Annotated in this window: 24 protein-coding genes and 1 pseudogene; 12 read left to right on the top strand and 13 right to left on the bottom strand. The window is 72.5% G+C overall.

Annotation, left to right across the window (positions count from 1 at the left end):
• Window positions 1-28: 28 nt before the first annotated feature.
• The 7 genes from P3T34_RS12730 to P3T34_RS12700 all read right to left on the bottom strand — a co-directional run bounded on the left by P3T34_RS12730 (window position 29) and on the right by P3T34_RS12700 (window position 7756).
• Window positions 29-1207 (bottom strand): cytochrome P450, encoded by a 1179-nt coding sequence (locus P3T34_RS12730; RefSeq protein ID WP_280666147.1) that lies wholly within the window; start codon window positions 1205-1207, stop codon window positions 29-31.
• Between the two features lie 17 nt (window positions 1208-1224).
• Window positions 1225-2421 carry an acyl-CoA dehydrogenase family protein gene (locus P3T34_RS12725; protein WP_280666146.1) on the bottom strand — a complete coding sequence of 399 codons (1197 nt, stop codon included), beginning with the start codon at window positions 2419-2421 and terminating at the stop codon, window positions 1225-1227.
• Between the two features lie 33 nt (window positions 2422-2454).
• Window positions 2455-4683 (bottom strand): iron-containing redox enzyme family protein, encoded by a 2229-nt coding sequence (locus tag P3T34_RS12720; RefSeq protein WP_280666145.1) that lies wholly within the window; start codon window positions 4681-4683, stop codon window positions 2455-2457.
• Between the two features lie 72 nt (window positions 4684-4755).
• Window positions 4756-5706, bottom strand: a complete 951-nt coding sequence (locus tag P3T34_RS12715; protein WP_280666144.1) for a 3-oxoacyl-ACP synthase — start codon at window positions 5704-5706, stop codon at window positions 4756-4758.
• The gene (locus P3T34_RS12710) at window positions 5703-6620 is read right to left on the bottom strand and encodes an isocitrate lyase/phosphoenolpyruvate mutase family protein (protein ID WP_280666143.1); all 918 of its coding nucleotides are present in this window, start codon (window positions 6618-6620) and stop codon (window positions 5703-5705) included. Before P3T34_RS12710 ends, P3T34_RS12715 begins: the two co-directional genes overlap by 4 nt.
• 56 nt (window positions 6621-6676) lie before the next feature.
• Window positions 6677-7465 (bottom strand): alpha/beta fold hydrolase, encoded by a 789-nt coding sequence (locus P3T34_RS12705; protein WP_280666142.1) that lies wholly within the window; start codon window positions 7463-7465, stop codon window positions 6677-6679.
• A gap of 66 nt (window positions 7466-7531) precedes the next feature.
• Window positions 7532-7756 (bottom strand): hypothetical protein, encoded by a 225-nt coding sequence (locus P3T34_RS12700; RefSeq protein WP_280666141.1) that lies wholly within the window; start codon window positions 7754-7756, stop codon window positions 7532-7534.
• Between the two features lie 204 nt (window positions 7757-7960).
• On the opposite strand from P3T34_RS12700, the gene P3T34_RS12695 reads away from it, so the two are divergent.
• Window positions 7961-8842 carry a LuxR C-terminal-related transcriptional regulator gene (locus P3T34_RS12695; protein ID WP_280666140.1) on the top strand — a complete coding sequence of 294 codons (882 nt, stop codon included), beginning with the start codon at window positions 7961-7963 and terminating at the stop codon, window positions 8840-8842.
• A gap of 25 nt (window positions 8843-8867) precedes the next feature.
• Here P3T34_RS12695 and P3T34_RS12690 read toward each other — a convergent pair whose 3' ends face one another.
• Window positions 8868-9707, bottom strand: coding sequence for a DMT family transporter (locus P3T34_RS12690; RefSeq protein WP_280672032.1), 840 nt, complete (start codon window positions 9705-9707; stop codon window positions 8868-8870).
• A 255-nt stretch (window positions 9708-9962) separates the two neighbouring features.
• On the opposite strand from P3T34_RS12690, the gene P3T34_RS12685 reads away from it, so the two are divergent.
• Both P3T34_RS12685 and P3T34_RS12680 read left to right on the top strand, forming a co-directional pair.
• Window positions 9963-10400 (top strand): MarR family transcriptional regulator, encoded by a 438-nt coding sequence (locus P3T34_RS12685; RefSeq protein ID WP_280666139.1) that lies wholly within the window; start codon window positions 9963-9965, stop codon window positions 10398-10400.
• Between the two features lie 112 nt (window positions 10401-10512).
• Window positions 10513-12144 (top strand): MFS transporter, encoded by a 1632-nt coding sequence (locus P3T34_RS12680; protein ID WP_348534751.1) that lies wholly within the window; start codon window positions 10513-10515, stop codon window positions 12142-12144.
• A 53-nt stretch (window positions 12145-12197) separates the two neighbouring features.
• Here the strand turns inward: P3T34_RS12680 and P3T34_RS12675 are convergent, their stop codons facing one another.
• The 4 genes from P3T34_RS12675 to P3T34_RS12660 form a co-directional block, all read right to left on the bottom strand.
• Window positions 12198-12911 carry a DUF899 family protein gene (locus P3T34_RS12675; protein ID WP_280666138.1) on the bottom strand — a complete coding sequence of 238 codons (714 nt, stop codon included), beginning with the start codon at window positions 12909-12911 and terminating at the stop codon, window positions 12198-12200.
• Between the two features lie 77 nt (window positions 12912-12988).
• A complete protein-coding gene (locus P3T34_RS12670; RefSeq protein ID WP_280666137.1) occupies window positions 12989-14014 on the bottom strand; it encodes a TetR/AcrR family transcriptional regulator C-terminal domain-containing protein in 1026 nt (341 codons plus the stop codon).
• A gap of 288 nt (window positions 14015-14302) precedes the next feature.
• Window positions 14303-15418, bottom strand: coding sequence for a methyltransferase domain-containing protein (locus tag P3T34_RS12665; protein ID WP_280666136.1), 1116 nt, complete (start codon window positions 15416-15418; stop codon window positions 14303-14305).
• Window positions 15415-15729: a hypothetical protein gene (locus P3T34_RS12660; protein WP_280666135.1), complete on the bottom strand. Its 315-nt coding sequence runs from the start codon at window positions 15727-15729 to the stop codon at window positions 15415-15417. The genes P3T34_RS12665 and P3T34_RS12660 overlap by 4 nt, the downstream gene beginning before the upstream one ends.
• Window positions 15730-15803: 74 nt before the next feature.
• On the opposite strand from P3T34_RS12660, the pseudogene P3T34_RS12655 reads away from it, so the two are divergent.
• A pseudogene (locus P3T34_RS12655) lies at window positions 15804-16124 on the top strand (tetratricopeptide repeat protein); the annotation flags it as partial.
• Between the two features lie 28 nt (window positions 16125-16152).
• A complete protein-coding gene (locus tag P3T34_RS12650; protein ID WP_280666134.1) occupies window positions 16153-16650 on the top strand; it encodes an NUDIX domain-containing protein in 498 nt (165 codons plus the stop codon).
• Window positions 16651-16725: 75 nt separating this feature from the next.
• On the opposite strand, the gene P3T34_RS12645 is transcribed toward P3T34_RS12650, so the two are convergent.
• Window positions 16726-19470 carry a penicillin acylase family protein gene (locus P3T34_RS12645; protein WP_280672029.1) on the bottom strand — a complete coding sequence of 915 codons (2745 nt, stop codon included), beginning with the start codon at window positions 19468-19470 and terminating at the stop codon, window positions 16726-16728.
• Between the two features lie 299 nt (window positions 19471-19769).
• Here P3T34_RS12645 and P3T34_RS12640 point away from each other — a divergent pair, with 299 nt between their 5' ends.
• The 7 genes from P3T34_RS12640 (at window position 19770) to P3T34_RS12610 (ending at window position 24951) form a co-directional block, all read left to right on the top strand.
• Window positions 19770-21092, top strand: coding sequence for a glycosyltransferase family 1 protein (locus tag P3T34_RS12640; protein ID WP_280666133.1), 1323 nt, complete (start codon window positions 19770-19772; stop codon window positions 21090-21092).
• On the top strand, window positions 21089-22240 hold the full coding sequence (locus tag P3T34_RS12635; protein WP_280666132.1) for a glycosyltransferase: 1152 nt from the start codon (window positions 21089-21091) through the stop codon (window positions 22238-22240). The genes P3T34_RS12640 and P3T34_RS12635 overlap by 4 nt, the downstream gene beginning before the upstream one ends.
• Window positions 22237-23172, top strand: coding sequence for an SGNH/GDSL hydrolase family protein (locus P3T34_RS12630; RefSeq protein ID WP_280666131.1), 936 nt, complete (start codon window positions 22237-22239; stop codon window positions 23170-23172). The genes P3T34_RS12635 and P3T34_RS12630 overlap by 4 nt, the downstream gene beginning before the upstream one ends.
• A 61-nt stretch (window positions 23173-23233) precedes the next feature.
• On the top strand, window positions 23234-23419 hold the full coding sequence (locus P3T34_RS12625; RefSeq protein ID WP_280666130.1) for a hypothetical protein: 186 nt from the start codon (window positions 23234-23236) through the stop codon (window positions 23417-23419).
• Window positions 23416-23763, top strand: a complete 348-nt coding sequence (locus P3T34_RS12620; RefSeq protein ID WP_280666129.1) for a zinc-binding dehydrogenase — start codon at window positions 23416-23418, stop codon at window positions 23761-23763. Before P3T34_RS12625 ends, P3T34_RS12620 begins: the two co-directional genes overlap by 4 nt.
• A gap of 8 nt (window positions 23764-23771) precedes the next feature.
• Complete coding sequence (locus P3T34_RS12615; RefSeq protein ID WP_280666128.1) at window positions 23772-24407, top strand: uridine kinase; 636 nt, start codon at window positions 23772-23774, stop codon at window positions 24405-24407.
• A gap of 340 nt (window positions 24408-24747) precedes the next feature.
• Window positions 24748-24951 (top strand): hypothetical protein, encoded by a 204-nt coding sequence (locus P3T34_RS12610; RefSeq protein WP_280666127.1) that lies wholly within the window; start codon window positions 24748-24750, stop codon window positions 24949-24951.
• The last annotated feature ends 60 nt before the right edge of the window (window positions 24952-25011 follow it).

Raw genomic sequence — 25011 nt, 5'->3', positions numbered from 1 at the left:
GGAGGTTGTTCCTGGTGGGTTGGGCTGGTCAGAGGACCGGGATGCGGGCGTTGGCCAAGGGCCGGTAGGCGACCTGGGTGGGCAGCGACGCCGGGTCGAAGCCGGCCGCCAGCAGCTCCGCGAGGACGCCGGTGGTGATCGCCACCGCCAGCTCCTCGCCGGGGCAGCGGTGCGCGGCGGCGCCGAAGGTGAAGACGGCGGGTGCCGGGCGGCCGGGCCGGAACGCGTGCGGGTCGGGGTTGACCGCCGGGTCGCGGTTGGCGGCGGCCAGCAGCAGCAGGACCGCCTGCCCGGGCTCGACCACCGCGTCGCCGTACCGCAGCGGCTCGGCGTGCGCGGGTGGCCCGCCGTGCTGGGGTGGCGCGGCGGCGAACCGCCGGGTGTTCTGGATCGGAGCGTCATGGCGGGCCGTCTCGCGGACCACCGCCGCCAACTCCTCGGCGGAGTGCGGCACCGCCGCGAGATCGCGAAGCGCCAGCAGGCTGTTGCCGATCAGCCCGGCGGTGGCGTCGTACGTCTGCGAGAGGAACCCGACGGCGTTCGCCAGCAGCGGTGCCGTCTCGGACCAGTCCTCGCGCCGGGCCGCCCGGACCAGCGCGCCGAGCAGGCCCTCCGACTGGCCCTCCGGTCGGCCCGCCGTGAGCCCGGGGCCGAGCAGCGCCTGCAGCCGCTGGGCGGCCAGCGCGGCCGCCTGCTGCTGCTCCAGGGTGGCCGAGGCCGGGATGCACTGCACGAAGTCGCCGATCAGCCGGGCGGCCTCCTCGTCCGCGCCGTCGTCGAGGCCGCACAGCGCCGCCACCACCTGGGCCGGGACGCCGAACATCAGCTCCTCGAACCGGGGTTCGCCGCCGCGGGCCAGGCTGGCCCGGGTCCGCTCGGCCGCCGTCTTGCCGACCGCCGGCCCGTCCGCCTCCCGCAGCGCCCCGGTCACCACCTGCTTCAGCCGCTGCTGGACGGGCCCGTCGGTCATCCGGACCAGGTCGCCGAAGACGTCCCCGGCGGCGGTGCCGAGCAGGCCGGTCGGCACGGGTTCGGCCGTCGGGCGCACCCGGTACCCGGCGGAGCCGAGCACGGCGGTCACCGACCGGGCGTCGGCGGCCACCCAGGCCTGCACCGACTCGTGGTAGGCGAAGGGCAGTTCGGCGGTCAGCGTGGCGTAGTAGGGGTAGGGGTCCGGGTGCCGGACGGCGTCGACCGGTGTCAGCATGAGCTCGTACTCCTGTGTCAGCGGGCCCGGCGCGCGTCGAGTGCGCCGGCGATCGTCTGCTGTTGAACCTCGGAAGCGCCCTCGTAGACACGCAGCGAGCGGATCTGGCGGTAGAGCCGCTCGGGGAGGCTGTCCCGTACCAGCCCCGCCGCGCCGAACACCTGCACGCAGCGGTCGACGATCCGCTGCGCCGCCTCGGTGGCGTGCAGCTTGGCGATCCCGGAGTGCTTGGCGTAGCCGCGGCTGCCTCGGTCCAGCTCCCAGGCGGCCCGCGCCACCAGCATCGCGGAGGCGTTCAAGTCGACCTCGATGGCGGCCAGTTCGGCCTTGACGGTGGGCAGGTCGAAGAGCGTTCCGCCGTAGATCCGGCGCTGCCTGGCCCGGCCCTGGGCCGCGTCCGCCGCCCGCCGCGCGAACCCGGTGGCCGCAGCGCCGACCGTCATCCGGAAGCGTTCGAGCAGGTCCATCGCGACCACGAAGCCCCGGCCCGGACGGCCCAGCACGCTCTCCGCGGGCACCCGGCAGTCGGTGAAGGACAGGTGGGCGAAGGAGCGCGGCGCGATCATCTCCACCGGCTCGCCGACCCGCAGACCGGGTGTGCCGGCCGGGACCAGGAAGGCCGTCAGACCGAGCGGTCCCGGCCCCTCGCCGGTCCGGGCGATCACGCAGAACACGTCCGCCACCGTGGCGTTGGCGATCCAGGCCTTCTCGCCGTTCAGGACGTAGTCGTCGCCGTCCCGTACCGCCGCCAGCGCCAGGGCGGCGACATCGGAGCCGGCCTGCTCCTCGGAGACCGCGAAGGCCCCGGCCAGCGTCCCGGCGGCCATCCCCGGCAGATAGCGCCGCTGCTGCTGCTCGCTGCCGTAGCGCAGGATCGGCGTTGCGGCCAGGGCCTGGATCGAGAAGGCGAAGTCGGCCAGGTCCTCCGCGTAGGCGAGGGCCTCCCGGGCCAGGCAGATCGAGCGGTAGTCGCCGTCACCGGGGCTCCCGGAGGCGGCCGCCGGGTCGAGGAAGGCCAGCCAGCCGGCCTCGCCGAGCGCCTGCAGAATGCGCCGGCCGGCCTTCTCCGGGCTCTCCCGGCGGCTCTGCTCCCAGAGTTCGGCCTGCTCCTCGCACCACTGGCCGAGCGCCTGGGCGCGGGTGCGGTGGTGGTCCTCGTAGAAGGGGAGGGCCAGGATCTCCCGGTCGAAGGCGGTCGGTGGGGTGAGCTTCACGGTCGGATCTCCTCAACGTGTCCGGCGGGGGCGTCAGATCAGCAGGTCGGCACTCTGCGCCGGTCGCGCGGTCAGCGACCTGACCAGCGGGTGTTCCACGAACCAGGCGAACGAGGCGTAGCCGCGCCAGATCCGCCGCCACTCCTGCTGCACGGCCGCCTCACCGGAGCTGCGCCGCACGCCGTCCAGGTAGGAGACGACGATCTCGGCGGACTGCCGGGCGTGGCCGGCCGAGGCGTTGTCGATCGACAGGTGCGCCTCCTCGTAGGAGACGTCCAGGCGGTGGCGGCGCAGCTTCTCGATCTCGTGCAGCCGCATCTCGCCCAGGCCGAACATCTCGATACCGAGGTTGTAGCCGAGGATCTCGTTGTAGAGGGTGTCGGGAAACAGCGCCAGGCAGAGCTGGTGGATCGAGAACCCGTAGAGCTCGTCCGGGAGTTCGCCCTGGTCGAGGAAGTCCGCCGAGCGGATGTGCGGCAGCTGGACGTCCATCGAGGCGAGCACCCGGCGGATCAGCGTGATGTGGTTCTTGGCGAGGTCGCCGCGCCCCATCTCGTCCGCGTAGATCGAGAAGAGCATCGCGTCGCTCTGCCGGTGGTAGCGGCCGAGGTTGCCGATCCGGTACGCCCAGGTGCCGTCGATCAGGCTGCCGAGCGCGAAGGTCTTCTGGTGGAAGACCACCTCGTCGCGCTCGGGGATCTCCTGGAGCGGACGGTAGGGCTCGACCAGCTTGTCCCAGTAGATCCGGTCGACCCGCTCCAGCAGGGCCTGCGGGCTGTACTCGAACCAGCCCGCGTCGGTGTAGCGGCCGCCGCCGCCGTGCTCGAAGAGCAGCTCGGCGCGGTCCAGGCCGGCCACCGCCAGACTCCTGGCCAGCGGAAGGGTGTTGGGGTGGCTCTCGATGTTGACCAGCCGGTGGAACAGCTCCCGGTCGTCGGCGGGGGCCGGCTCGGCGAACCGGACGTCCGCCGGTCGTGCGTCGGCGACGGCCCGCTGCCAGTGGGCGGCCTGCTCCTCGCCGGTGCGGTCGGGCGTGTACGGCGCGCCCGCCGGCTCGCCCGCGGCCACGGCCGCCGCCCAGGCGGTGAAGACGGCGGCCTCACGCTCGTCGAAGATGCCGAACATCGGACCGCCGAACTTGATGCCCCGGGTGAACGGGCAGCCGCCGGTGCTCAGCGGGCGCAGATGGCGCGAGGCCCGGAAGTCCTGGACGAAGCCCGCCGGATCGAAGTCCTGGTCCGCCAGCGTCTCGGAGAGCAGCCGCCCGGCGACCTTGACGCTGCGGTGCTGGCGCCCGGCGAACGGGCGGTGCCGTTCGACGATCTCGGCCACCCGCGCGTCCAGCGACAGGCCGCGCCGGCGTTCCACCAGCTCGCCCAGCAGCGCCAGTTGCTCGCGCTCCAGCCGCAGGACCAGACGGACCGCCCGGGCCAGCCGGATCCGATCCCGCCGCCCGCTCGGTGAGTTGGCGGTCAGCTCGATGAACTCCGCCAGCACGCCGTCCAGTTCATTCGCCGGGAGGGCCGGCTGGGCGCCGGTCAGCAGCTCGTCGACGCCGAGAGCGTGGAACGCGTAGTGCACGCCGACCAGTTCGGGCAGAAAGCTGGCGGGCAGCCGGGAGAGCGCGAGGTAGAACGCACCGTGCAGCGCGGTGAGCGGACGGGCTTCGGCCCGGCGCAGGAAGTCCTCCTCCTCGATCTCCGGCAGCAGCACCCCGGCGTCCGCCAGGCCCCGGCGCCGCAGCTCGGCGAGCGAACGCTGCGGCCGGCCGGCTCCCTTGAGCTCGAAGTGGTGGGCGAACAGGCGGTTGACGATGACGGCCGGCTGGGTGGCGGGCTGCGAGAGGGTGTCCAGCCAGCAGCCGGCGAGCAGCGCGATCGGTGCGCGCCGGCGCAGCACGTCCTGCCGCAGCTCGCTGTCGGTCTCGCTCTCCGCGTCTCCCTGGGACCAGAACGCGCTGGCCCGGGCGGCGAGTTCGGCCCGCTCGGTGGCGACCAGCCGGGCCAGCGAGTCGGCCGTCGGGTCGGCCGGCGGGTCTGCCTCCGGTTCACCCTCGCTCTCCAGGAAGGCGGCCAGCACCCGGCGGGCGACCAGTAGGACCGTCTCCGACTCCTGGTCGTCCAGCAGCCGTTGGTACAGGCTCGCCGGTGAGCCGCCGAGCACCTGGTCCGCCGCGGCGGCCGCGGCCGGGCCGAACAGATACGGCAACTCCGGTAGCGAGGTGGTGAGATCGTCGAGCGGATGGCTCTGGGGCACGTTCACGGAGGCTCCATCAAGGGTGTCAGGGCATGGCGAAGCACGGCGGGGCGGGGGTGGGATGGACTGGTGTTGGAGTCAGCGGGCCAGTCGGCGCAGCAGCACGGTGACCCGGGAGCCGGGGACGCTCACGGCCAGCACGTAGTGCCCGCCCTCGCGGATCCGGCCGGCCTCCTCCTGGTCCACCAGGTTGACCAGCGGGTCCGCGGCGAAGCAGTGGCCGACTCGGGTGACGTTCGCCGTGTAGAGCTGCTTGGCGCTGAAACCGGCCTGCCGCTCCTTCATCGTCACCAGCGGCAGGAAGAGGTTGGCGTGCAGCAGACCGTCGATGTCGCCGACCGTGAGGCCGACCGGCTCCAGCAGGCGGGCGTTGGCCTCGCGGGCCAGGTCGGCGCTGATCTCGTGCGACCAGTCCAGCGCGGCGGCCTCCTGGGCGCTCGCGGTGGAGAGGATCTCGTACCGCAGACCGTCCGCCGGCTCGCCGTCGGCCGGCTCACTGTCGCCAGCCGTCACCAGGCAGCTGGCGGCGCTGTCGCTGAAGAGTGCGAAGCTCTCCATCCGCTCGACCTCGTCCTCGATCAGGTCGGTGGTGACCACCAGCACCCTGCGGTGGCGCCCGGAGACGACCAGGGCCCGCGCCGTCTCCAGCGCCACCAGCAGGTTGGTGCAGCGGTTGAGGGTCACCCCCAGGTAGGCGGCCCGGTCCAGGCCGAGCCCGGACATGATCCGCTCCACGAACTGCCCGTGCGTCCGCGGCCCGCCGGGGAACCGGGTCGAGCAGAGCACCAGCGCGTCCACTGACTCCGCCGCCACCCCCGCGAGGCGCAGGGTCGCGGTGCCGCTCTCGACGGCGAGCTCCTCGAGGGTCCGCTTGGTGCGCCGGACGGTGCCCCAGCCCCAGAGCTTGGCCTGGGGCACCATCTTCAGCTCGGCGGCCCGCTCGGCCAGACCCTCGATCTCGCGGTGGTCCGTCTCGATCTCGCCGAGCACGTAGTGCGGCGCCTGCAGCAGGGCGGCCGGGCGGTTCATGGAGTCCTCCGGGTTTCGCCGGGATCGTCGTCCCGGTCCGTCAGGTGGCTGATCACTGGCCGGTCGGCCGTCGGTTCGTCGGCCATCAGCTGGTTGGCGTCGCCGTAGGGCAGTGCGTCGGCGCCGAAGCCGAAGGTCCCGTCCTGCCCGATCTCCCGCACGGCTCGCAGCACGGCCCCCAGCGCGGCTCGGGCGAGCGCCGATCCCAGGCTGATCCGGCGGACGCCCAGCTCGCTCAACTCGTCCACGGTCAGCCGCGGTCCGGCGCCGCCCGCCAGCACGTTGACCGGCCGGCCGACCGACTCGCAGACCGCGCGGATCGCCTCCGCGTCGGGCAGCCCCGGTGCGTACAGCACGTCCGCGCCGGCCGCCTCGAAGGCCTGCAGCCTGCGGATGGTGTCCTTGAGGTCCGGGCGGCCGTACAGGTAGTTCTCGCAGCGGGCCGTCAGCGTGAACGGGAAGCCCAGCCCGCGCGCCGCCTCGGCGGCCGCGGTGACCCGTTCGACCGCCGCCTCGAAGGAGTGGATCGGACGGTCGGGGTCGCCGGTGGCGTCCTCGATGGAGCCGCCGACCAGACCGGCCTCGGCGGCCAGCCGGATGGTCTCGGCCACGTCCAGCGGCGTCGGCCCGAACCCGCTCTCCAGATCCGCGGAGACCGGCAGCGGCGTCGCCGCCACGATCGCCCGGGCGTTGGCCAGCGTGTCGGCCCGGTCGACCAGGTTGGCGCCGTCCGACCGGCCGAGCGCGAAGGCGAGGCCGGCGCTGGTGGTGGCCAGTGCGGGGTGGCCAAGACCGGCCAGCAGCTTGGCCGTTCCGGCGTCCCAGGGGTTGGGGATCACGAACGCCCGGGGGCCGTGGTGCAGTTCACGGAAGGCGATGCCTCGCCGATTCTGGTCCGCTGCGGCCAGTTGCATCGGGGGTTCCTCTCTGGTGTGCCGGTGCCGTCGGATGGCGGCACTGTGGACAACACCTAGATAAGTTCAATGTGTTCGTCGAGGTGGCGGGCCGCGCCGGAGTCACTGCGAATGAGTGAGCGCACCAGGTCGACGATCGGGGCGGGGTCCGGCTCGAAGTAGAAGTGGCCGCCGTCGGCCCAGTGGTAGCGCGGCAGGCCCTCGCATTCGCGCTCCCACAGCCGCAGTTCGGCCGCGCCGATGTGCGGATCGTCGCGGCCGTTGATCAGGGCGACCTCGATCGGCAGCGGGGCGGCGGGACGGTAGCGGTAGCCGGCCACCAGGCGGAAGTCGGCGCGCAGGCCGGGCAGCAGCAGGTCCTGCAGCTCCTCGTCGGCGACCACCTCGGGCGGCAGCCCGCCGAAGAAGCCGACGGCCTCGGTGAAGGCCTGGCCGGTCAGCCTGGCGGTGCGCACCACGCGGTCGGTGGGCAGCAGGACCGGCGCGGAGCAGCCGGAGGCGATCAGCCGGCGCAGCCCCGGCAGGTCGCGCAGCCGGCGGGCGACCTCGAAGGCGAGGATGGCGCCGAAGCTGTGGCCGAGCAGGTAGAAGGGCCGGTGGTCCACCGCCGCGGCGATCGCCTCGGCTGCCCGGTCGGCCAGCTCGGCGACGCTCGCAGGGGCCGGCTCGGCGTGCCGCAGGCCGCGTCCGGGCATGGTCACCCCGACGAGTTGGGCCTCGGTGGCGAGGTGCTGCTGCCAGCCCAGGAAGGTCCGGGCGTTGCCGCCGGCGTGCGGGAAGCAGAAGACGGTGAGTTCCCGGGGGCCACCTGCGGCGCGGGAGACGAACCACGGCGAGTCGAGCATGGTTGGCAGTCGCTTCCTGCTAGGGGGTGGTCTGGGGTGCCGTTCGCCCGCGGGACCGGGATACGGTCAGGGGGCAGAAGTCGGAGCGGGCGTGGTCGGATCGGCGGGCGTGGAGTTCCAGCCGACGTCGGCCAGCGGGCGGGTCACCGAGGCGGAGGGGCTGAGCGCACCACCGAGGGATCCGGTACCGGCCAGCAGGGCCGCGACGGCGAACAGCGCGATCAGCAGCGGGACGAGAACGCGAGCGGCAGGGGTGGTGTTGACGGGGGAGACCGAGCTGTTCTGACGCATGGCAGTCCTGTCCTGTCGAAGGCATGTCGAAGGTGTCCGGAACGCGTTCGGCGAATTTCGCGTACGTCTTGCCGGTGCGTTCCGTGGGGCCCTGCGATCTTCCGCGGCCCCTTGCCCGCAGCTCCAACTCTCCCTCGCTCGCGCCTGCGCAGACAGATCTACGACGGTTCGGGTCTCCGCATTGCCATAAGTCGAGGGGTCTTTATGGGTACACAAGCAGGCAAAACGGATGGCTCGACTCAGCTGCCGGGAAGCCTTCCTGACGTACCGGCGGGTGTACCGGCGGGCCTCCTGGCAGGCGCTCGGCCGGCCGACTACCCGGACCCGCTGAAGGTGGTCGCGGAGGCGCTGGCCCAGCTCTCCCGGCAGGCCCTGGAACAGGCCGTCCATGCTGCCGCCGCCGCTCCGGTCGAGTCCCCTCCCGGGGCCGCGGTGGTCTACCTCTACAGCCTTCCGGAGATCAACCGCACCATCCAGTCGACGCTGGACGGCGCCGAGCGGGAGATCCTCACCGCCCAGCCCGACGGGCCGCGCCCCAGGGCCGTGCTGGACGACGCCCTGGAGTCGGTCCGCCGCCAGATCGCCGGCGGCGTCGCGATGCGCACGCTCTACCAGCACACCACCAGGTTCGACGAGGCCACCAAGGACTACGTCCGCACGGTCACCGACTACGGCGTGCAGGTGCGTACGCTGGCCGAGTTCTTCGACCGGCTGATCGTCATCGACCGTGCCACCGCCTTCATCTCGGCCAACGACGACCGCACGGTGGCCGTGATGATCAAGGAGCCGTCGGTCGTCCGCTTCCTCAGCGACGTCTTCGAGCGCTCCTGGGACCGGGCCGAGCCGTTCCCCTTCGTGCCGATCCACGCGGCGGGCGCGGCACCCGAGGTCGTCCCCTCGATCCGTGACGCCGTCCGCCGGCTACTGGTGGAGGGCCACTCCGACAAGGTCATCGCGCGGCGTCTCGGCATCAGCGAGCGCTCGCTCCAGGCCCACGTCGCGCACCTCAAGGACGGTGTGGGAGCGAAGAACCGGCTGCACCTGGGCTTCCTGCTCGGCCGCAGCGAGACCGTCCTCGTGCTCTGACGGCGGCCCCGCTGCGGCCCTGTGCTCAGCGCCGCCGGCTGACCGCGACGCCGCCCAGGCAGAGCGCCCCGCCCGCCAGGGTCAGCCAGCCGGGCACCTCGCCCAGCGTCATCCAGGCCATCACGACCACCAGGGCCGGCACCGCGTAGGTGGTGGCGCCCATCTTGCCCGCGGTGGTGCGCGACAGCGCGTAGGCCCAGGTGGTGAAGCCCAACGCGGTGGGAAACAGGCCCAGATAGACGATGTTGAGCGAGGCGGAGGCCGGCGCCTTGGCGACCTGCGACACCAGTTGACCGGCGAACGGCAGGCAGAGCACTGCCCCGACCAGACATCCGAAGGTGGTGGCCTGCAACGCGGAGGCATGCCGCAGCGCGGGCTTCTGGCTCACCACGCCGCTGGCGTAGGTCGCCGCCGCGAGCAGGCAGAGCACGATGCCGAGCACCGAACTGCCGCCCCCGCTCGACATCGAGATGCCCACCACGACGGCGCCGGCGAACGACACCGCCATGCCGGCCATCAGCTTGGGCGGGAACCCCTCCTTGAGCAGCCACCCGCCGAGCAGGGCGATCAGCACCGGCCCGATGTTCACCACCATCGCGGAGGTCCCCGCGTCGACCTTCTGCTCACCCCAGTTCAGCGCCACCATGTACAGCCCGAACCACAGCACGCCCGAAGCCGCGATCCCCGGCCAGGCCGCCCGCGGCGGCAACCCCTCGCCGCGTACCGCCCACAGCACCAGCAGGGCCAGCGCCCCCACCGACAGCCGTCCGAGCGCCAGCGCCCCCGGGCTGAAGTGGCCGCCGGCCTCACGGATGGCCACGAACGCCGAGGCCCACAGCACCACCGTCACCGACGCCGCGGCTATCGCCTTGCCATCCAACCTGGACTTCTCTGCCTCTGTCACGGTGAGATCCATGCTGGCAAGCTACGGCATCGGCGCTGTGTCATGAATACGATCGGCGGTCCGTGCCCCGAATTACTCACCCCTAAAACCGAGTTGCAGCCAGCGCGTGAAGTAGGGGCTGAACTGGGGTCGGCATCTCCGCCGTCGCCTCCCGCTCCTATAGGTCGCCTCTCGCTCCTATAGTCAGTCTGGACTGAGCAGTCTATGCTGAGAAGTGTGACGACCACCAGTACGACCGCACGCCTCGCGGCCGACCTGCGCGCCTGCCTCGGCCCCCTGGTCCGCCGGCTGCGCCAGGTCCGGCCGGACGGCGAGCTCACCCTCTCGCAGACCTCGGCGCTGGTCCGGCTGGACCGCGAGGGCCCGGCCACCACCACCGAGCTCGCGGCCGGGGAGGGGATCCGCGTGCAGTCCATGAGCACCATCGTCGGCGTGCTCCAGGAGCGCGGCCTGGTCTCCCGGGCGCCCGACCCGACCGACGGGCGTCGGATCGTCCTCTCGCTCACCGAGACCGGACGCGAGGGCATCGCAGGCGCCCGCGAGGAGCGCGCGCGACGCCTCACCGAGGCCATCTCCGCCGAGCTGACCGCCGCCGAGCAGGACCAACTGGCCGCCGCCATCCCCCTGCTGGAGAGGATCACCCGTCGTGTCTGAGCCCGACACATCCCAGCCCGACACATCCCGGGCCACCGCAGCCGCCGGCCGCCCCGCCGGCAACGGCAGTACGGCGGCCGGCCCGGCGGGGCGGCCGGACCGCTACAAGTGGGTGGCGCTGTCCAACACCACGCTGGGGATGTTCATGGCCACCGTGGACGCCTCGATCGTGATCATCTCCATGCCCGCGATCTTCCGCGGAATCCACCTGGACCCCTTCGCGCCGGGCAACATCAGCTACCTGCTGTGGATGATGATGGGCTACCTGCTGGTCACCGCCGTGCTGGTGGTCACCCTCGGTCGCCTCGGCGACCTGGTCGGCCGGGTGCGCATCTACAACCTCGGCTTCGTCGTCTTCACGCTGGCCTCGGTCGCGCTCTCCTTCGACCCGATGTACGGCGGCGCCGGCGCGCTCTGGCTGATCGGCTGGCGGATCGTCCAGGCGCTGGGCGGCTCGATGCTGATGGCCAACTCCGCCGCGATCATCACCGACGCCTTCCCCGTCCACCAGCGCGGCACGGCGCTCGGCATCAACCAGATCGCCGGCCTGGCCGGCCAGTTCATCGGCCTGGTGCTGGGCGGCCTGCTCTCCGCCTGGGACTGGCGGGCGGTGTTCTGGATCAACGTACCCGTCGGCATCGTGGGCACCATCTGGGCCTACCGCTCGCTGCGCGAGACCTCCACCCGCCAGAGCGCCCGGATCGACTGGTGGGGCAACCTCACCTTCGCCGCCGGCGCCGGCCTGCTGCTGATCTCCATCACGTACGGCATCCAGCCCTACGCGGGCCACACCATGGGCTGGACCAGCCCCAAGGTGCTCGGCGGCCTCGGCGGCGGCGTGCTCCTGCTGGTGGCCTTCGTGCTGGTCGAACGGCGGGTGGCCCAGCCGATGTTCAACCTCGCGCTCTTCAGGATCCGCTCCTTCGCCGCCGGCAACGCCGCCGCGCTGCTCGCGTCGATCGCCCGCGGCGGCCTGCAGTTCATGCTGATCATCTGGCTGCAGGGCATCTGGCTGCCGCTGCACGGCTACGACTACGCCGACGCGCCGCTGTGGGCCGGCATCTTCCTGCTGCCGCTCACGGCCGGCTTTCTGGCGGCGGGCCCGCTCTGCGGATACCTCTCCGACCGGCTGGGCGTGCGCTGGTTCACCACCGGCGGACTGCTGGTCTTCTCCGCCAGCTTCGTCGGCCTGATGCTGCTGCCGATCGCCTTCCCCTACTGGGCGTTCGCGCTGCTGATCGCGCTCAACGGAGTCGGCTCGGGCATGTTCTCGGCGCCCAACACCTCGGCGATCATGAGCAGCGTCCCGCCGATCCACCGCGGCGCGGCCTCCGGCATGCGCTCCACCTTCCAGAACTCCGGTGTCTCGCTGTCGATCGGCGTCTTCTTCTCGCTGCTGATCGCCGGCCTGGCCGCCCGACTGCCGCACACCCTCAGCGCCGGACTCCAGGCCCAGGGCGTCCCCGCCGCGGTCGCCCAGCACGCCGCCTCGCTGCCGCCGGTCTCGACCGTCTTCTCGGCCTTCCTCGGCATCAACCCGGTGCAGACGCTGCTCGGACCCACCGGCGTGCTGCACACCCTGCCCGCGTCCAACGTCGCCGTGCTGACCGGCCGGGACTTCTTCCCCAACCTGATCTCCGCGCCCTTCCACCACGGCCTGATCGTGGTCTTCGCGACGGCGACCGCGATGTCCCTGCTGGCCGCCGGAGCCTCCCTGCTGCGCGGCGACCAGACCCGCCCCTAGCGCAGCTCGGCGATCAGCTCGAACCGCAAGGTCCATCCGGCGACTCTAGGAGGTCAGTAGTCCAGCCCGCCAGACCATTCCCCGCGGCCCTGCGGGGTGAGGTCCAGCAGGTGCCAGACGGGGGAGAGCAGGTCGATGCCGCGCTGGTCGATGTCCTCGGACATCCGGGGGTGGGCCGAGTAGTGCAGCCGGATGGTGCCGTCCTGGTCGCGGGTGAAGACCGAGACGGTGGAGTCCTGGTTGCCCTGCTCGTCCTCGCTGCGCAGGTCGTACTTGAAGGTGTTGGCCGCGCAGCTCAGCAGCCGCAGCTGGTCCCAGCCACGCCGGCGGGCGTGGGCGCGCAGCGGGCCGGGGTCGGCGGCGGCCGCCACGGCGAAGTCGATGTTCTGGGCGAGGTGTCGGGCGACGCCGTTGAAGCCGTCGATCCAGAGCGTGCACATCGGGCAGGGGCTGGTCTGCCGCTTGCCGTACATGAACTGGTAGACCACCAGGGCCCGCCCCGGCGCGGTGAAGAGCTCGCTCAGCGCGACGGACCGCACCGGCTCGTCGCCGCCGTCCAGCTGGGCCGGCCCCTCCAGGAAGTTGTAGTCCTGCAGCGCGGGGCCCGGCGGGAGGGCGCGGCGCCGGCCGGCGACGCGTTCGCGCTGACGCATCAACTCGACCTCGGCCAGCCGCAGTTCCTCGCGGGCGGTGCGGTAGGCGGCCGACTCGCCGGGCAGCCGGGTGTCGTGCGGGCGGGGGCCGGGGCCGGGGCCGGGGTCTGTCATGGCAACCAGCCTTGACGCGGCCGGTGCCCCGGGCAAGCCGGGGGCCGCCGCGCGGGTGGCGCGTACCTCGCGCGCCGTCAGTCCACCTCGCCCTCGCGAGCCTCGATCAGCACTTCGATGCCGTCCAGCGTCCGGGCCAGGCCGAACTCGAAGAGCCGGTCGAGGCTGAAGTCGAAGTCCACGGATCCCTCCAACGTCCGCATGTCCAGCAGGAGTCGGGAGAAGGCGGGGTACGCGCCGGAGGTCATCAGCGACTCCAACGAGCTCTGCTGGGAGTCCATCCACTCCGCCTCGGTGGCGCCGCTCTCGTGCTCGGCCTGGGCGGTGAGCTCGAAGTTGAAGGCGATGCCGCGCACGAAGCTGAACAGCAGCAGGTGGACGTAGAGCTTGGTGGGCGGGTCGAACGGGAGCCCGTCCAGCGACCCGACGGCCCGCTCGGCGTGGCGCAGCACGTTGGGGGAGGGGACCGGCCGGGTGACCGAGACGGCTGGGGCCAGCCAGGGGTGCCGTCGGAAGATCTCCCACTGGGTGCGGGCGAGGAGTTCCAGGCGGGGCCGCCAGCCCAGCGGCGGTTCGGCGGGGAACGGGTCCTCGACGAGCACGCTCTCCGACATCAGTATCACCAGCTCGTCCTTGCTGGGCACGTGCCGGTACAACGCCATGGTGGCGACGCCGAGTTCGGCGGCGACCCGGCGCATCGAGACGCTGGCGATGCCCTCCGCGTCGGCGAGCGCGACGGCCGCGTCGACGATCCGCTCCCGAGTGAGCCCGCCCTCACCCACCTCGCGCCGTACGGGGGGTGCGTCCGCCTTTGCCTCTGCTGCTGCCTTCGCCGCGACGACCGTGCCGACCCCCGTCCGGGCCTGCACCAGGCCCTGCCGGCGCAGCGCGGCGAGCACCTTGGTGGCGGTCGCCATCGCGACCCCCCACTCCTGGGTGATCTGCCGGGTGGAGGGCACCCGGTCGCCCGCCCGCAGCTCGCCGCGCTCGATCCTGGCACGGATCTCCGCCGCGATCCGCAGGTAGGGCGCCTCCTCCTCATCGCCTAGTGCACTAGTGCTCTCCGCCGAGTTCGCCGCACTATCCGAAGGCTTCTTGCTCAACTCTTCGCTCACCCCAACGTTTTTCGGAGCGCTTGCGCGTTCCGACATCCGTGCGTACCTTGTACGCAGTAGTGCACCGCGTACGGTGTACGCTTCGAGGATGCTACCCGGGGAGGCGGGGATGAGCGCCATGGACACACCGACGGCGGGCCGCCGCAAGTGGATGACATCCAGGATCTGAAGTTCCCACCGCCGCCCTCACCGGGGAGGGGCGACGGTTGGGTGCCGACTCCCGAGCGGGTCAGGGGAGTTGGCAAAGGGGGGCGCCGTCGCCGGCGCCCCCCTGGGTCAGCCTAGCGGCCACCCCGGTCCGGTTGCCTTGTCGAGCCACACCCGTTGTTCGGTGCCGGTGATGGTGATCCCGTACCGGTCGCGGGCCGGGCGGTTGTGCTTCTCGTAGACGTGGTGCAGGGCTTCAAGCTCCGACCAGAGGCGGCGCGGGCCGCCTTCGGTCACGGTGCCGTCGTCCCGCAGGTCGGCGATCGATCCGTCCGACGTCCAGACACGGGCGCTGGTCGGCCTGCCGTCGTCCGACAGGTCGTACTGCCAGCCCAGCGCGGGAAGCGCGACGCTGGCCAGGAACCGGAATCCCTCGTCCACGATCACGTCAGGGCCCATCGCGGACGGCCGGGCATCGCCGCCCGGCACCTGCGGACGGTGGATCACTCCGCTGTCGCCGGCCGCCCGAAGCGGCATGAAGTACGCCGGGGTAGCGAGGAACCGCCCCTGCGCCTCGCCCTCGCCGGTCTGCTGGACGCGGACGACGCCGAAGCCGAGCGGGGCGACGATCAGACCCCCAGGAGTGAGTTCGCGCAGGAGCACAGGCGGGATGCTCCGTAGGCCGCAGGTGGCGATGATGCCGCCGTAGGGGCGCGGGCGCCCGGGCTCCGGTTGGGAGCCGTCGCCGGTGAGAACGGTCGGCCGGTACCCGGCACGGTCCAAGCGCTCGCGGGCGGCGTCCGTGATGTCTTGGTCGACATCGACGGACACCACGTTCTCGTCGCCCAGCCGGTGACTCAGCAACGCGGCGTTGTAGCCGGTCCCCGTACCGATCTCCTTGACGCGCGTGCCCTCGGTAACGTCGAGCGCTTCGAGCATCACGGCCATGAGGGACGGCTGACTGGACGACGACGCGGTGTTCCCGTCGATCAGGTGGGTGACGAGCGCCTGGTTCTGGTAGACGGCTTGCAGCCACTCGGCACGCTGGCCCTGGTCGTCGTCGCCGACCCGTTGGTGGGAGCCGTCGAGGCCTTGTCGGTAGAAGAACGGGACGAAGGCGTGCCGGGGCACGTTGACGAACGCCTCGCGCCACCTGTCGTCGGTCAGACTGCCGTCGGCGCCGAGCGCGTCGACCATGGCATGTCGCAAAGCCTCGGCGGTCGGGTCGGTGGTGCTGGTGGTCACTGGGTGCCCTTCTGGAGAAGGTTCGCAAGCGCGCGGGTGATCGCGTCGCGGGTGGTGTCGATCCACGCCCACTGGCCGCCAGGGTTTACGTCCACCAGCCAGTGGGTGCCGGCCTGATCGACGATCAGATCAACGGCGGCGTAGACGAGTCCGAGGCGATACAGCATGTCCAGGATGCCGGTGTGGACGTGCCCGGGGAGCTGAACGGGGGAGTAGGTGAGGTTCTTGGAGTCGGTGCGCCAGTCGAGCCGGCCAGGACCGTCAGGGGCGTCGATCCGGACTGGGAAGAGTTCACCGGCGACGCATGTCACGCGGATCTCGTACGCCTTGTCGGTGATCTCCTGCTCCCAGGACGCCGGAGATCGCGCGCTTGGCCTGCGACGCCGCGAACTCTCTGACGGACCTTGCCGATCACGTCGGGACCGAACGACAGCTCCGAGCTGCACTCGTCTGGTGGGACGCCGAGAAATACAAACGCGTCCACGTGCTCACCTACGCCGACCTTGGCGACAGCCTCGCTGCCCAGGCCCGGGCCGACGAGGCCGTTGCGACGTGGCGCCAAGCCATGGCGCTCATGGAGGGCATGTCTTCGGACCGCACCAGAAAGGCCATCTCCTCGATCAGGCCCAGCCTGGCGATCTACCGTAGACGCGGAGTGCCGGGGGCCGCCGAGCTGGAGCAGCGAGCCCGAGACGCCCTGATCTAGCACCATTCCCGCCGACGAAGGGACCGCCGTGGCCGAGCAGCAGATCGCCGACGCAGGTCAAGCTCTAAAGCCTGCTACCGACTCCATGACGCTGCTGGTCGCGGCGGTGATCGTGCACGACCGCGAGACGGGCCGGGTCGTCCTCCTCCAGCGCGGTCCCCGGGCCAAGTTCGCCCAGGGCATGTGGGACCTCCCCGTCGGCAAGAGCGAGCCAGGCGAGCCCATCACCGAAACCGCGGTCCGAGAGCTCAAGGAGGAGACCGGCCTGGTCGTCGACCCCGAAGCCCTCCAGCTGGCCCATGTCATCCACGGTGCACGGGGAGTTGAGGCGCCCAACGGCTTCCTGACGGTGGTCTTCGCTGCCCACAGCTGGTCAGGTGACCCGGTCAATGTCGAGCCGGAGAAGCACGCGCAAGTCGGTTGGATCTCCGTCGATGCCATCCCTGAGAACTTCGTGCCCACCACGGCGAGTGCGCTCACCCGCTACCTGGCAGGAGGCCCCGGCGTTTCACTTGGCGGCTGGTAGTACCCGAGGACCGATCGCTCGCCGGGGAGGGGGTGCCGATTCGGCACCCCCTCCTACTGCTCAGCTCAGCTCAGCTCAGCGGTGTGAGGTGAACTGCACCACCTGCTGGTAGGTGGGCCGGTTCTGCCAGGTGATCTTGGCGTCGGTGATCCCGCCCAGCGGCCGCTGGATGATGGTGTCGGCGCACCACTGGTCGCCGGCCGCGCAGGAGCTGTCGCCGGGGTAGACCTGGGCCGGGGTCTCGGCGGCGGCCTGCTCCAGCGAGTTGATCACCACGGTGCGGCAGGCCGCCAGGTTCCCGCCGCCGCAGAACGGTACGGCGAGCGGGCCGGCCACCGGCTCACCGAGAACGGACCGCAGGTCCTTGTCGACGTAGCTCCACCAGCCGTACTGGAAGGACGAACCCTTGTGCGGGATCGACTCGTTGGCGCTCACGCCGCCGCTGACCGGGCCGGTCTGCCCGCCCGAGGGCGACTCGTTGATCTGCAGCGCGCCGGTCAGCGCGTTGAACAGCGTGCTGCCCATGCCCGGTTGGAACTCCGCCTGGGCCAGCAGCGGCCACCAGGCGTCCATCACCTGGATGGCGTTCGCGTCGCGGTAGGTCTGGCTGCCCGCCGAGGTCTCGGTGCGCTTGGTCCCGTCCGCCTGCCAGTTCTGCAACTCCTGGACCAGGGTGGTGAGTTTGGGATCGGTCACCGGTGCGCTGCCGATCACCTGGAGCAGGTCGGGCAGCACGTCCTCGCCGCGCAGGTCGGTCAGCGCCGCGCTCTCCATCGCCTGGGTGAGTGAACTGCGGCTCACCTTACCGCCGTTGGCGAGCAGCGCCTTGACCCGGCTGTCCAGCAGGTTGGCCCGGTGCACCGATCCGTCGCCGAAGGCGGCCGAACCGTACGCGGGGGCCTGCTTGTTGTTCCAGGATACGTAGTAGTCCTGGTCGACGGACTGCGGATGCTGGGCCGGCGGGGTGTACTGGGCGGTGTTGGTCACCGGGTCGAAGCCGACCCACTCGTACGCGGGGTCGGCGACCACCGGCAGACCGGGGTCGACGTTCGGCGCCCGGACCGGGTTGCTGCCCGAGTTGTAGTACGCCGTGTGGCTGTCGTCCGCGTAGAACCAGTTGAAGGTGTAGTTGATGTTCTGCGCGGCCTGCTGAAAGCTCACCGGATCGCGCACCGCGCCCGGATCGTTGAACATCTGGAAGCCGATGATCGAGTCCGCCTCGTGTTTGTAGCTGGAGCGCAGCGAGGTGAAGGCGACCGGCTTGCCGCCGACCGTGCCGCGCGCCGTCACCAGACCGTAGTTCGACCGGTACATGGTCAGCGTGTAGGAGCCGGCGGGCGTCGAGTCGGCGGTGGTCGGGGACCAGGAGTCCTGGCGGTCGAGCTTGTCGAAGGGCAGGCACTGCCCGTGGTAGAGGTAGGACTGGGCGGCCAGGGTGACCGGCGAGCCGTCGGTGGTGCACAGCGGCACCGCGTAGGTGTCGGTGATGTCCTGGCCGGCCGAGGTGGCGCTCCAGGCGTAGTCCTGGCCGCGGCCGAGCTCGACGTAGAAGCTCAGCCCGGCGAACGCGGCGCCGCGGGCGCTGATCCCGGGGCCCTGCAACTCCTCCAGCATCAGCAGCTGCGGGGCGAAGTAGCCGGTCTGCGGCCCGAAGACGGCCACCGGGTGCCCGTCGTCGGTGTGCTGCCCGGAGACCACCAGGGCGTTGGACATCCCGTGCTTGGCGGTGATCAGGTTGCCGGGGAGCACCCCGGCCGCCTTGGTGGTGGGGCTGGTCGCCGAGCCGGTGGCGTTGTAGATCAGCTGCTCGGGGACGACCGAGCCCGGGTCCGGCATCGCCACGCCCTGCGGGTTCGCGGGCGGCAGCGCGTACGGGAAGGACTGCCCGTCGTGCACGGTGGAGACCGCCTCGGGGTCGTCGGCCTCCCGCAGCGAGCTCCAGAGCTGATCGCCCTGGACCTGCCCGTACTGCGCGTCGGCGGCCTCCTTGACCTGCGCGGACTGGAGTTCACCGCCGCCACCGGAGCCGAACAGCGCGCCGATCACCGAGGCCAGCGCGACCAGGTCGGTCAGCTTGAACGGCGCGATCGAGCCGGCGTTGGTGATCGCGTTGATCTGCCCGGTCAGGTCGTACTCGCCGGGGAAGGTCCGGCTGTTGTAGGCCTGGGTGATGTACTGGTTGATCCCGTCCAGGTACGCCTGCGCGTCGGCCAGCGCCTGCTGGCCGCGGGCGCCGCCGGTGCTCGCTATCGTGTTGATCTGCTGCTGCAGCTCGTCCTCGGTGTACGGGGCGACCTGCCAGAAGCTCTGCTCCAGCTGCCGGTTGGCGGCGGCGCCGCCCGCGAAGCTGGAGAGCTCGCCGCGCCCGACGTGTCGGAACAGGTCCATCACCCAGAGCCGGTCCTGGGCGGCCGCGTAGCCGGCGCCGTACTCGGTGCCGTAGCGGGTGGTGCCGGTGACGTGCGGGACGCCGGTGGCCTTGTCGCGCACGATCGTGACGTCCGGGCGCGGACTGATGCTGCTGGCCACCTGGTCGGCCGGCACGCCGAACGAGGCGTCGTTGAAGAAGTTGCCCAACTGGCTGTCGGTGAGCCCGGGGTAGGCCGCCGCGAGGTTGGTGTAGGGGGCGAGCTGGTTGTTGGTGTTGGCGGGGCTGGTGCCGAAGAGCTTGTTGCCGAGGATGTCGGCGAGAGTGGCGTTGCCGTTCTCGCCGGGCGGCAGGATGTCGTTGCACTGGCCGCCGCAGTAGTCGGCAGCGGCGGCGTGGGGGGTGGCGGCGACGGCGGTGCTGCTGGTGACGGCCGGCGCGGCGGCCAGCAGGACGAGCGCGAGGGCGGCGGCGGGCCAACTGCGGGCGGACCGCCGTCCCCGGGTGGGGGCGCGTCTGGGCAAAGCCTGCTCCTCACTCAGAAGGGTGGGGAGTTGACGGTAAGTTGGTTACTGGTCGGTTGGCTAGCGGTTGTGCGCGGATTTGTCATGATCCTTTGTCATGTCTTGATCGGACATGGGGGAGTCGACCGCCGGCGCGCGGTCGACCTGCGGGAAAGCGCTGGCCACCGTTCGCCTGTTCGACAGATCCCTTTGGCCCGAAGCTCGTCCGGCCAGGCAACAACCAAGGCATGCGTGTCGCCATCGTCACCGAGTCCTTCCCGCCCGAAGTCAACGGCGTTGCCCACAGCGTGCTGCGCACAGCCGAGCACCTGGTCCGGCGCGGCCACCAACCCCTGGTCATCACTCCCGCTCCGGCCCGCGGCGCGAGCTGCCCGGCGCACTCCTTCGGCCCGGACGCCACCGAGCTGCCCGTCGTCCGGATCCCCTCGATCCCGCTCCCCGGCTACCCGCAGGTCAGGCTCGCGCTGCCCAGCTCCCGGCTGCGCGCGGCGATCGCCGGCTTTCGGCCCGACCTGGTCCACCTGGCCAGCCCGTTCGTCCTCGGCGCCCGGGGCGCGGTCGAGGCCGCCCGGCTCGGTCTGCCCACCCTGGCCGTCTACCAGACCGACCTGGCCGGCTACGCCCAGGCCTACCGGGTCGGCGGCGGCCTCGGCGCCGGCGCCGCCTGGCACCGGATCCGCACGGTGCACGGCGCCGCCGCCCGCACCCTGGCCCCCTCCACCCCCGCCGCCCAGGACCTCACCGCCCACGGTGTGCCGCGGGTGCACCTGTGGCCGCGCGGCGTCGACTCGCTGCGCTTCCACCCCCGCCGCCGCGACGAGGCACTGCACCGCGCACTCGCCCCCGGCGGCGAGGTGCTGGTCGGCTACGTCGGACGGCTGGCGCCCGAGAAGCGGGTCGACCTGCTCGCCGGGGTCTGCTCGCTGCCGGGCGTACGGCTGGTGGTGATCGGCGACGGGCCGAGCGCCCCGGCGCTGAAGGCCGCGCTGCCCGGCGCGGTCTTCCTGGGCCGGCGCACCGGCGAGGAACTGGCGCGCTGCTACGCCACGTTCGACCTCTTCGTGCACACCGGACCGCTGGAGACCTTCTGCCAGACCATCCAGGAGGCGATGGCCAGCGGGGTGCCGGTGGTGGCCCCGGCGGCCGGCGGTCCGCTCGACCTGGTCGGCCACCGGCGCACCGGCCTGCTGATCGCCCCCCGGGACGCCCGGGCCGTCGCCGAGGCGGTCGCCGAGCTGGCTGCCGACCGGGCCCGCCGGGTGGCCTACGGACGCGCGGGACGGGCCGACGTCACCGCGCGGACCTGGGAGGCGGTGGGCGACCTGCTGCTGCGCCACTACGCGGAGGTGCTCGCCGAGCACCGCGGCGAACCACTGCCGGACGTGCCGGACGTGCCGGACCTGCCCGGCGTGCCCGATCTGCCCAGCCACCCCGATCTGCCCGGGATCCCGCACCTGCCCGACCTGCCCGACCTGCCGGATCTTCCGGACCTCCCCGACCTCCCCGCGATCCACGACTTCCCGTCCCCCGTAGAGGAGTTGCCGGCATGAGCGGCCCGCTGCGGATCGTCCGGCTGGCCAACTTCGTCACGCCCGTCTCCGGCGGCCTGCGTACCGCGCTGCGCCACCTCGGGGCGGGCTACCTCGCGGCGGGCCACCAGCCGGTCCTGATCGTCCCCGGCCCGGTGCACCGCGACGAGCAGACCGCGCAGGGCCGGGTGATCACGGTGCCCGGCCCGGTCCTGCCGGCCAGCGGCGGCTACCGGGTGCTCACCGACCGGCGCGCGGTGGCCGCGGTGCTGGCCGGGCTGGCCCCCGACCGTCTGGAGGTCTCCGACCGCACCACCCTGCGCTGGACCGGTGGTTGGGCACGCGAGCACGGCGTGCGGGCGGTCATGGTCTCGCACGAGAACGCCACCGGCCTGCTGCGCACCCGCGGACTGCCGCAGCCGGTCGCCGAGTTGCTCGCCGACCGGCTCAACTCCCGTACCGCGCAGGCGTACGACTCGGTGGTCTGCACGACGGCCTGGGCCGCCGCGGAGTTCCGCCGGATCGGCGCGCGCAACCTGCTGGAGGCGCCGCTCGGGGTGGATCTCGACCGGCTGCACCCCGGCCTGCGCGACCCGGCGGTCCGGGCCCGGTACGCCGCCCCCGGGCAGCCGCTGCTGGTGCTCTGCTCGCGGCTCTCCGCCGAGAAGCGGCCCGGGCGCGCCCTGGACGCGCTTGCTGAGCTGATCGGCCGCGCGGTGCCCGCCACCCTGGTGGTGGCGGGCGCCGGCCCGCTGCGCGAGCGCCTCCAGGAGCGCGCCCGGCGCTCCGGCCTGCCCGTCCACTTCCTCGGCCATGTCGCCGAACGGGCCGAGCTGGCAGCACTGTTGGCCTCCGCCGACGTGGTGCTCGCACCCGGTCCGGTGGAGACCTTCGGGCTGGCCGCGCTGGAGGCGCTGGCCTGCGGTACGCCGGTCGCGGTGAGCCGCTCGTCCGCCCTGCCGGCCGTCGTCGGCCCGGCGGGGGTCGCGGCGGCGGACACCGGGGCGGGCTTCGCGGACGCCGTCGCCGCGCTGCTCGCCCGTCCCGAGCGGGCCCGCCGGGCGGCCGCCCGCAGCCGGGCGCGGGACTTCGGCTGGCAGGCCTCGGTCGCGGCGTTCCTGGGCGTGCACGAGGCCCCGGCCCAGCCGGTGCTGGGGCGGGCCCGATGACCGCCCCCGCCCGTCCGGCGCCGTCCGCCTCCGCTCCCGCTGCTCCCATCCCCGCTCGTCCGGCGCCGTCCGTCCCCGCTCCCGTCCCCGCCACCCGGATCACCGACTTCGTCGCCCTCGGCGACTCGCTCACCGAGGGCGTCGGCGCCCCGGTACCGGACGGCTGGCGGGGCTGGGCCGCGCTGCTCGCCCCGTCGCTGGCCGCCCGCCCCTCGGCCGTCCGCTTCCACAACCTGGCCACCAGCGGCGCCCGCGCCGCCGACCTGCCGGACGGCCAACTCGGCCGCGCCCTGGCCCTGCACCCCCAGCTGGCCGCCGTCCTGGTGGGCGGCAACGACACCCTGCGCGCCGACTTCGACCTGCGGCGCACCGCGGCCGCGCTGGACCGGGTGCTCGGCGAACTGGGCTCCGGCGGAGCGGTGCTGCTCACCGCCTGCCTGCCCGACCCGGGCGTCCTGCTCGGCCTGCCCGCCCCACTGGCCCGCCCGCTGGCCCGCCGGATGGCGGCCGTCAACACCGTGGTGCACGAGCTGTCCAAGCGCCACCGGGCGGTCCATCTGCACCTCGCCCGGCTGCCCTGGCTGGCGGACCGCGCCCTGCTCAGCGCCGACCGCCTGCACCCCAGCCCGGCCGGCCACCTGCTGATCGCCCGGCACTTCCACGCCCTGCTCGCCGAGGCCGGCCACCCGCTGGGCCCGCCGCCCACGGCCGTCCTGGCACCCCCGCCGCCCAGCCGCGCCGCCGACCTCTGGTGGCTGGCCACCCGCGGCACCGCGTGGCTGGCCCGGCGCAGCGTCGACCTGCTCCCCGGCCTGCTCGCACTGGCCGCCGTCGAGACCGCCCACCGCCTGCGAGGCACCGCCGCCGACCTGGACGCCGCCTCCCGCGCGGCGACCGAGCAGGCGCTGGCGGCACTGTTGACCTCACATTGACCTCAAGGGCACTTGAAGAGTGAGGATGGTCAGGTCGTCGCAACCTGACCGAGGAGTCCTCGTGCGTGCAGTGTGGTTGAAGGAGTTCGGCGCCCAGCAGGTGCTGGTCGCGGGGGACGCCGACGAGCCGGTGCCCGGGCCTGGGCAGGTGCTGGTCGAGGTCGCCTACGCCAACGTCACCTTCGTGGAGACCCAGTTCCGGGCCACCGGCGCCGGTCCGTTCCGCGCCGAGCCGAGCCGCCGATGATCCCGGGCAACGGCGTCGGCGGCGCGATCGGCCGGGAGGCCTTCGAACTCCTCGGCCCGGGCGGCCGGATGGTGAGCTACGGCCTGTCCAGCGGCGCGTGGGCGGCGATCCCCGAGGAGCTGGCCGCAGCCCGCGAGGTCCGCCTCGCCCGGGCCCTGATCACCCCCGACCTGGTGCGCGCCGGCACCGCGTGGGCCCTCGCCGAGGCCGCCGCCGGCCGGCTGCGTCCGGTGATCGGCCAGCGGTTCCCACTGGAGCGGGCCGCCGACGCGCACGCCGCGATGGAGTCCAGGGCCGCGATCGGCAAGACCCTGCTGGAGACGGCCGCCGCTGCCCGGGCATGATGGAGATCATGCGGCTGCATCCGATCACCTGGCCCCGACTGACGGACGAACTCGCCAACCGCATCGAGCGGATCGAGCCGGCCGACGGCAGCGCCTGGCCACGGGTAGCCCTGGACGGCGCCCCCGCCGCCCAACCCGAGCGGCTGGCAGCCGAGTTGGCCGAGGAGCTGCGGCTGCGCGGCCGGGCCGTCCAACGCGTACGCAGCACCGGCTTCCTGCGCCCCGCCTCACTGCGCCTGGAGTACGGGCACCAGGACGCCGACGCCTACTACAGCCTCTGGCTGGACGCCGACGCGCTCTTCCGCGAGGTCTTCACGCCGCTGGACCCGGGCGGCACCGGCCGCATCCTGCCCGACCTCCGCGACCCCGCCACCGACCGCGCCACCCGCAGCCCGTACGTCCAACTCGCGCCGGGGACCGTCCTGTTGCTGGACGGCCCGCTGCTCCAGGGCCGCTGGTTCCCGTTCGACCTGACCGTCCACCTGCGGATGTCCCCGGCCGCGCTACGCCGCCGCACCCCACCCGCCGACCACTGGACCCTCCCCGCCTTCGCCCGTTACGAAGCCGAGGTCACCCCCGCTGAATCCGCCGACATCCTGATCCAGACAGACGACCCCAACCGCCCAGCCGCCAACCTCACCTAGCTGCAATGCCGTGTAGACAGGGCGTGGGGCCTGTGGGTCAAGGGTCTGGCGCGGTCAGGATGTCGGGTCGCCCCGAGGCAGTGCATGACCTCCCCGCTTTCCGGGCACGGCAGTGTGAAGGTCGCGATCTACGGCTACGCGGGTGGTCACAGCCGACCGGCGCGTACGGCCCGCACCCGCCTACGGTGGCGGCGCCATGACCTTCCGTCATGATCTGACGATCTCGCAGGAGCCAGGACCCCCAGGATCGTTCAGTCGGGCATCCCGATGATCGTTGACACTGATGTGCTGCTACGGTCTCACCGCATCAAGAGTTCTGCCCAATCAAAGGAACACGCACATGCTCAACGGTCTTCCTGAAATCCCGGTCGTGCGCGTCGCCGTTCTGGCAGCGATCAGCGCCGGACTGATAGTCGTGCCGGCGGCGGCGACCGCTTCGGCCGGTCCGACGACGACCGAAGCCCGAGGCTGCCCGATCGCCGCCGCGGCGACGCCCGAGCACCTCCATGGCGTGGAGCTCTTCCGGCCGGCCGGGTGCTTCTGACCTTCCGGCGAGGGGTGGTGTGACGATCGGATCCACCTGACGGCCCCGGCCCGGCGGTCC

The organism is Kitasatospora sp. MAP12-44 (genome assembly GCF_029892095.1).
In the GTDB taxonomy this organism is placed as follows: Bacteria; Actinomycetota; Actinomycetes; order Streptomycetales; family Streptomycetaceae; genus Kitasatospora.
Note: the sequence above shows the minus strand (reverse complement) of the source record. Positions and strands in the feature narration are given on the sequence as shown.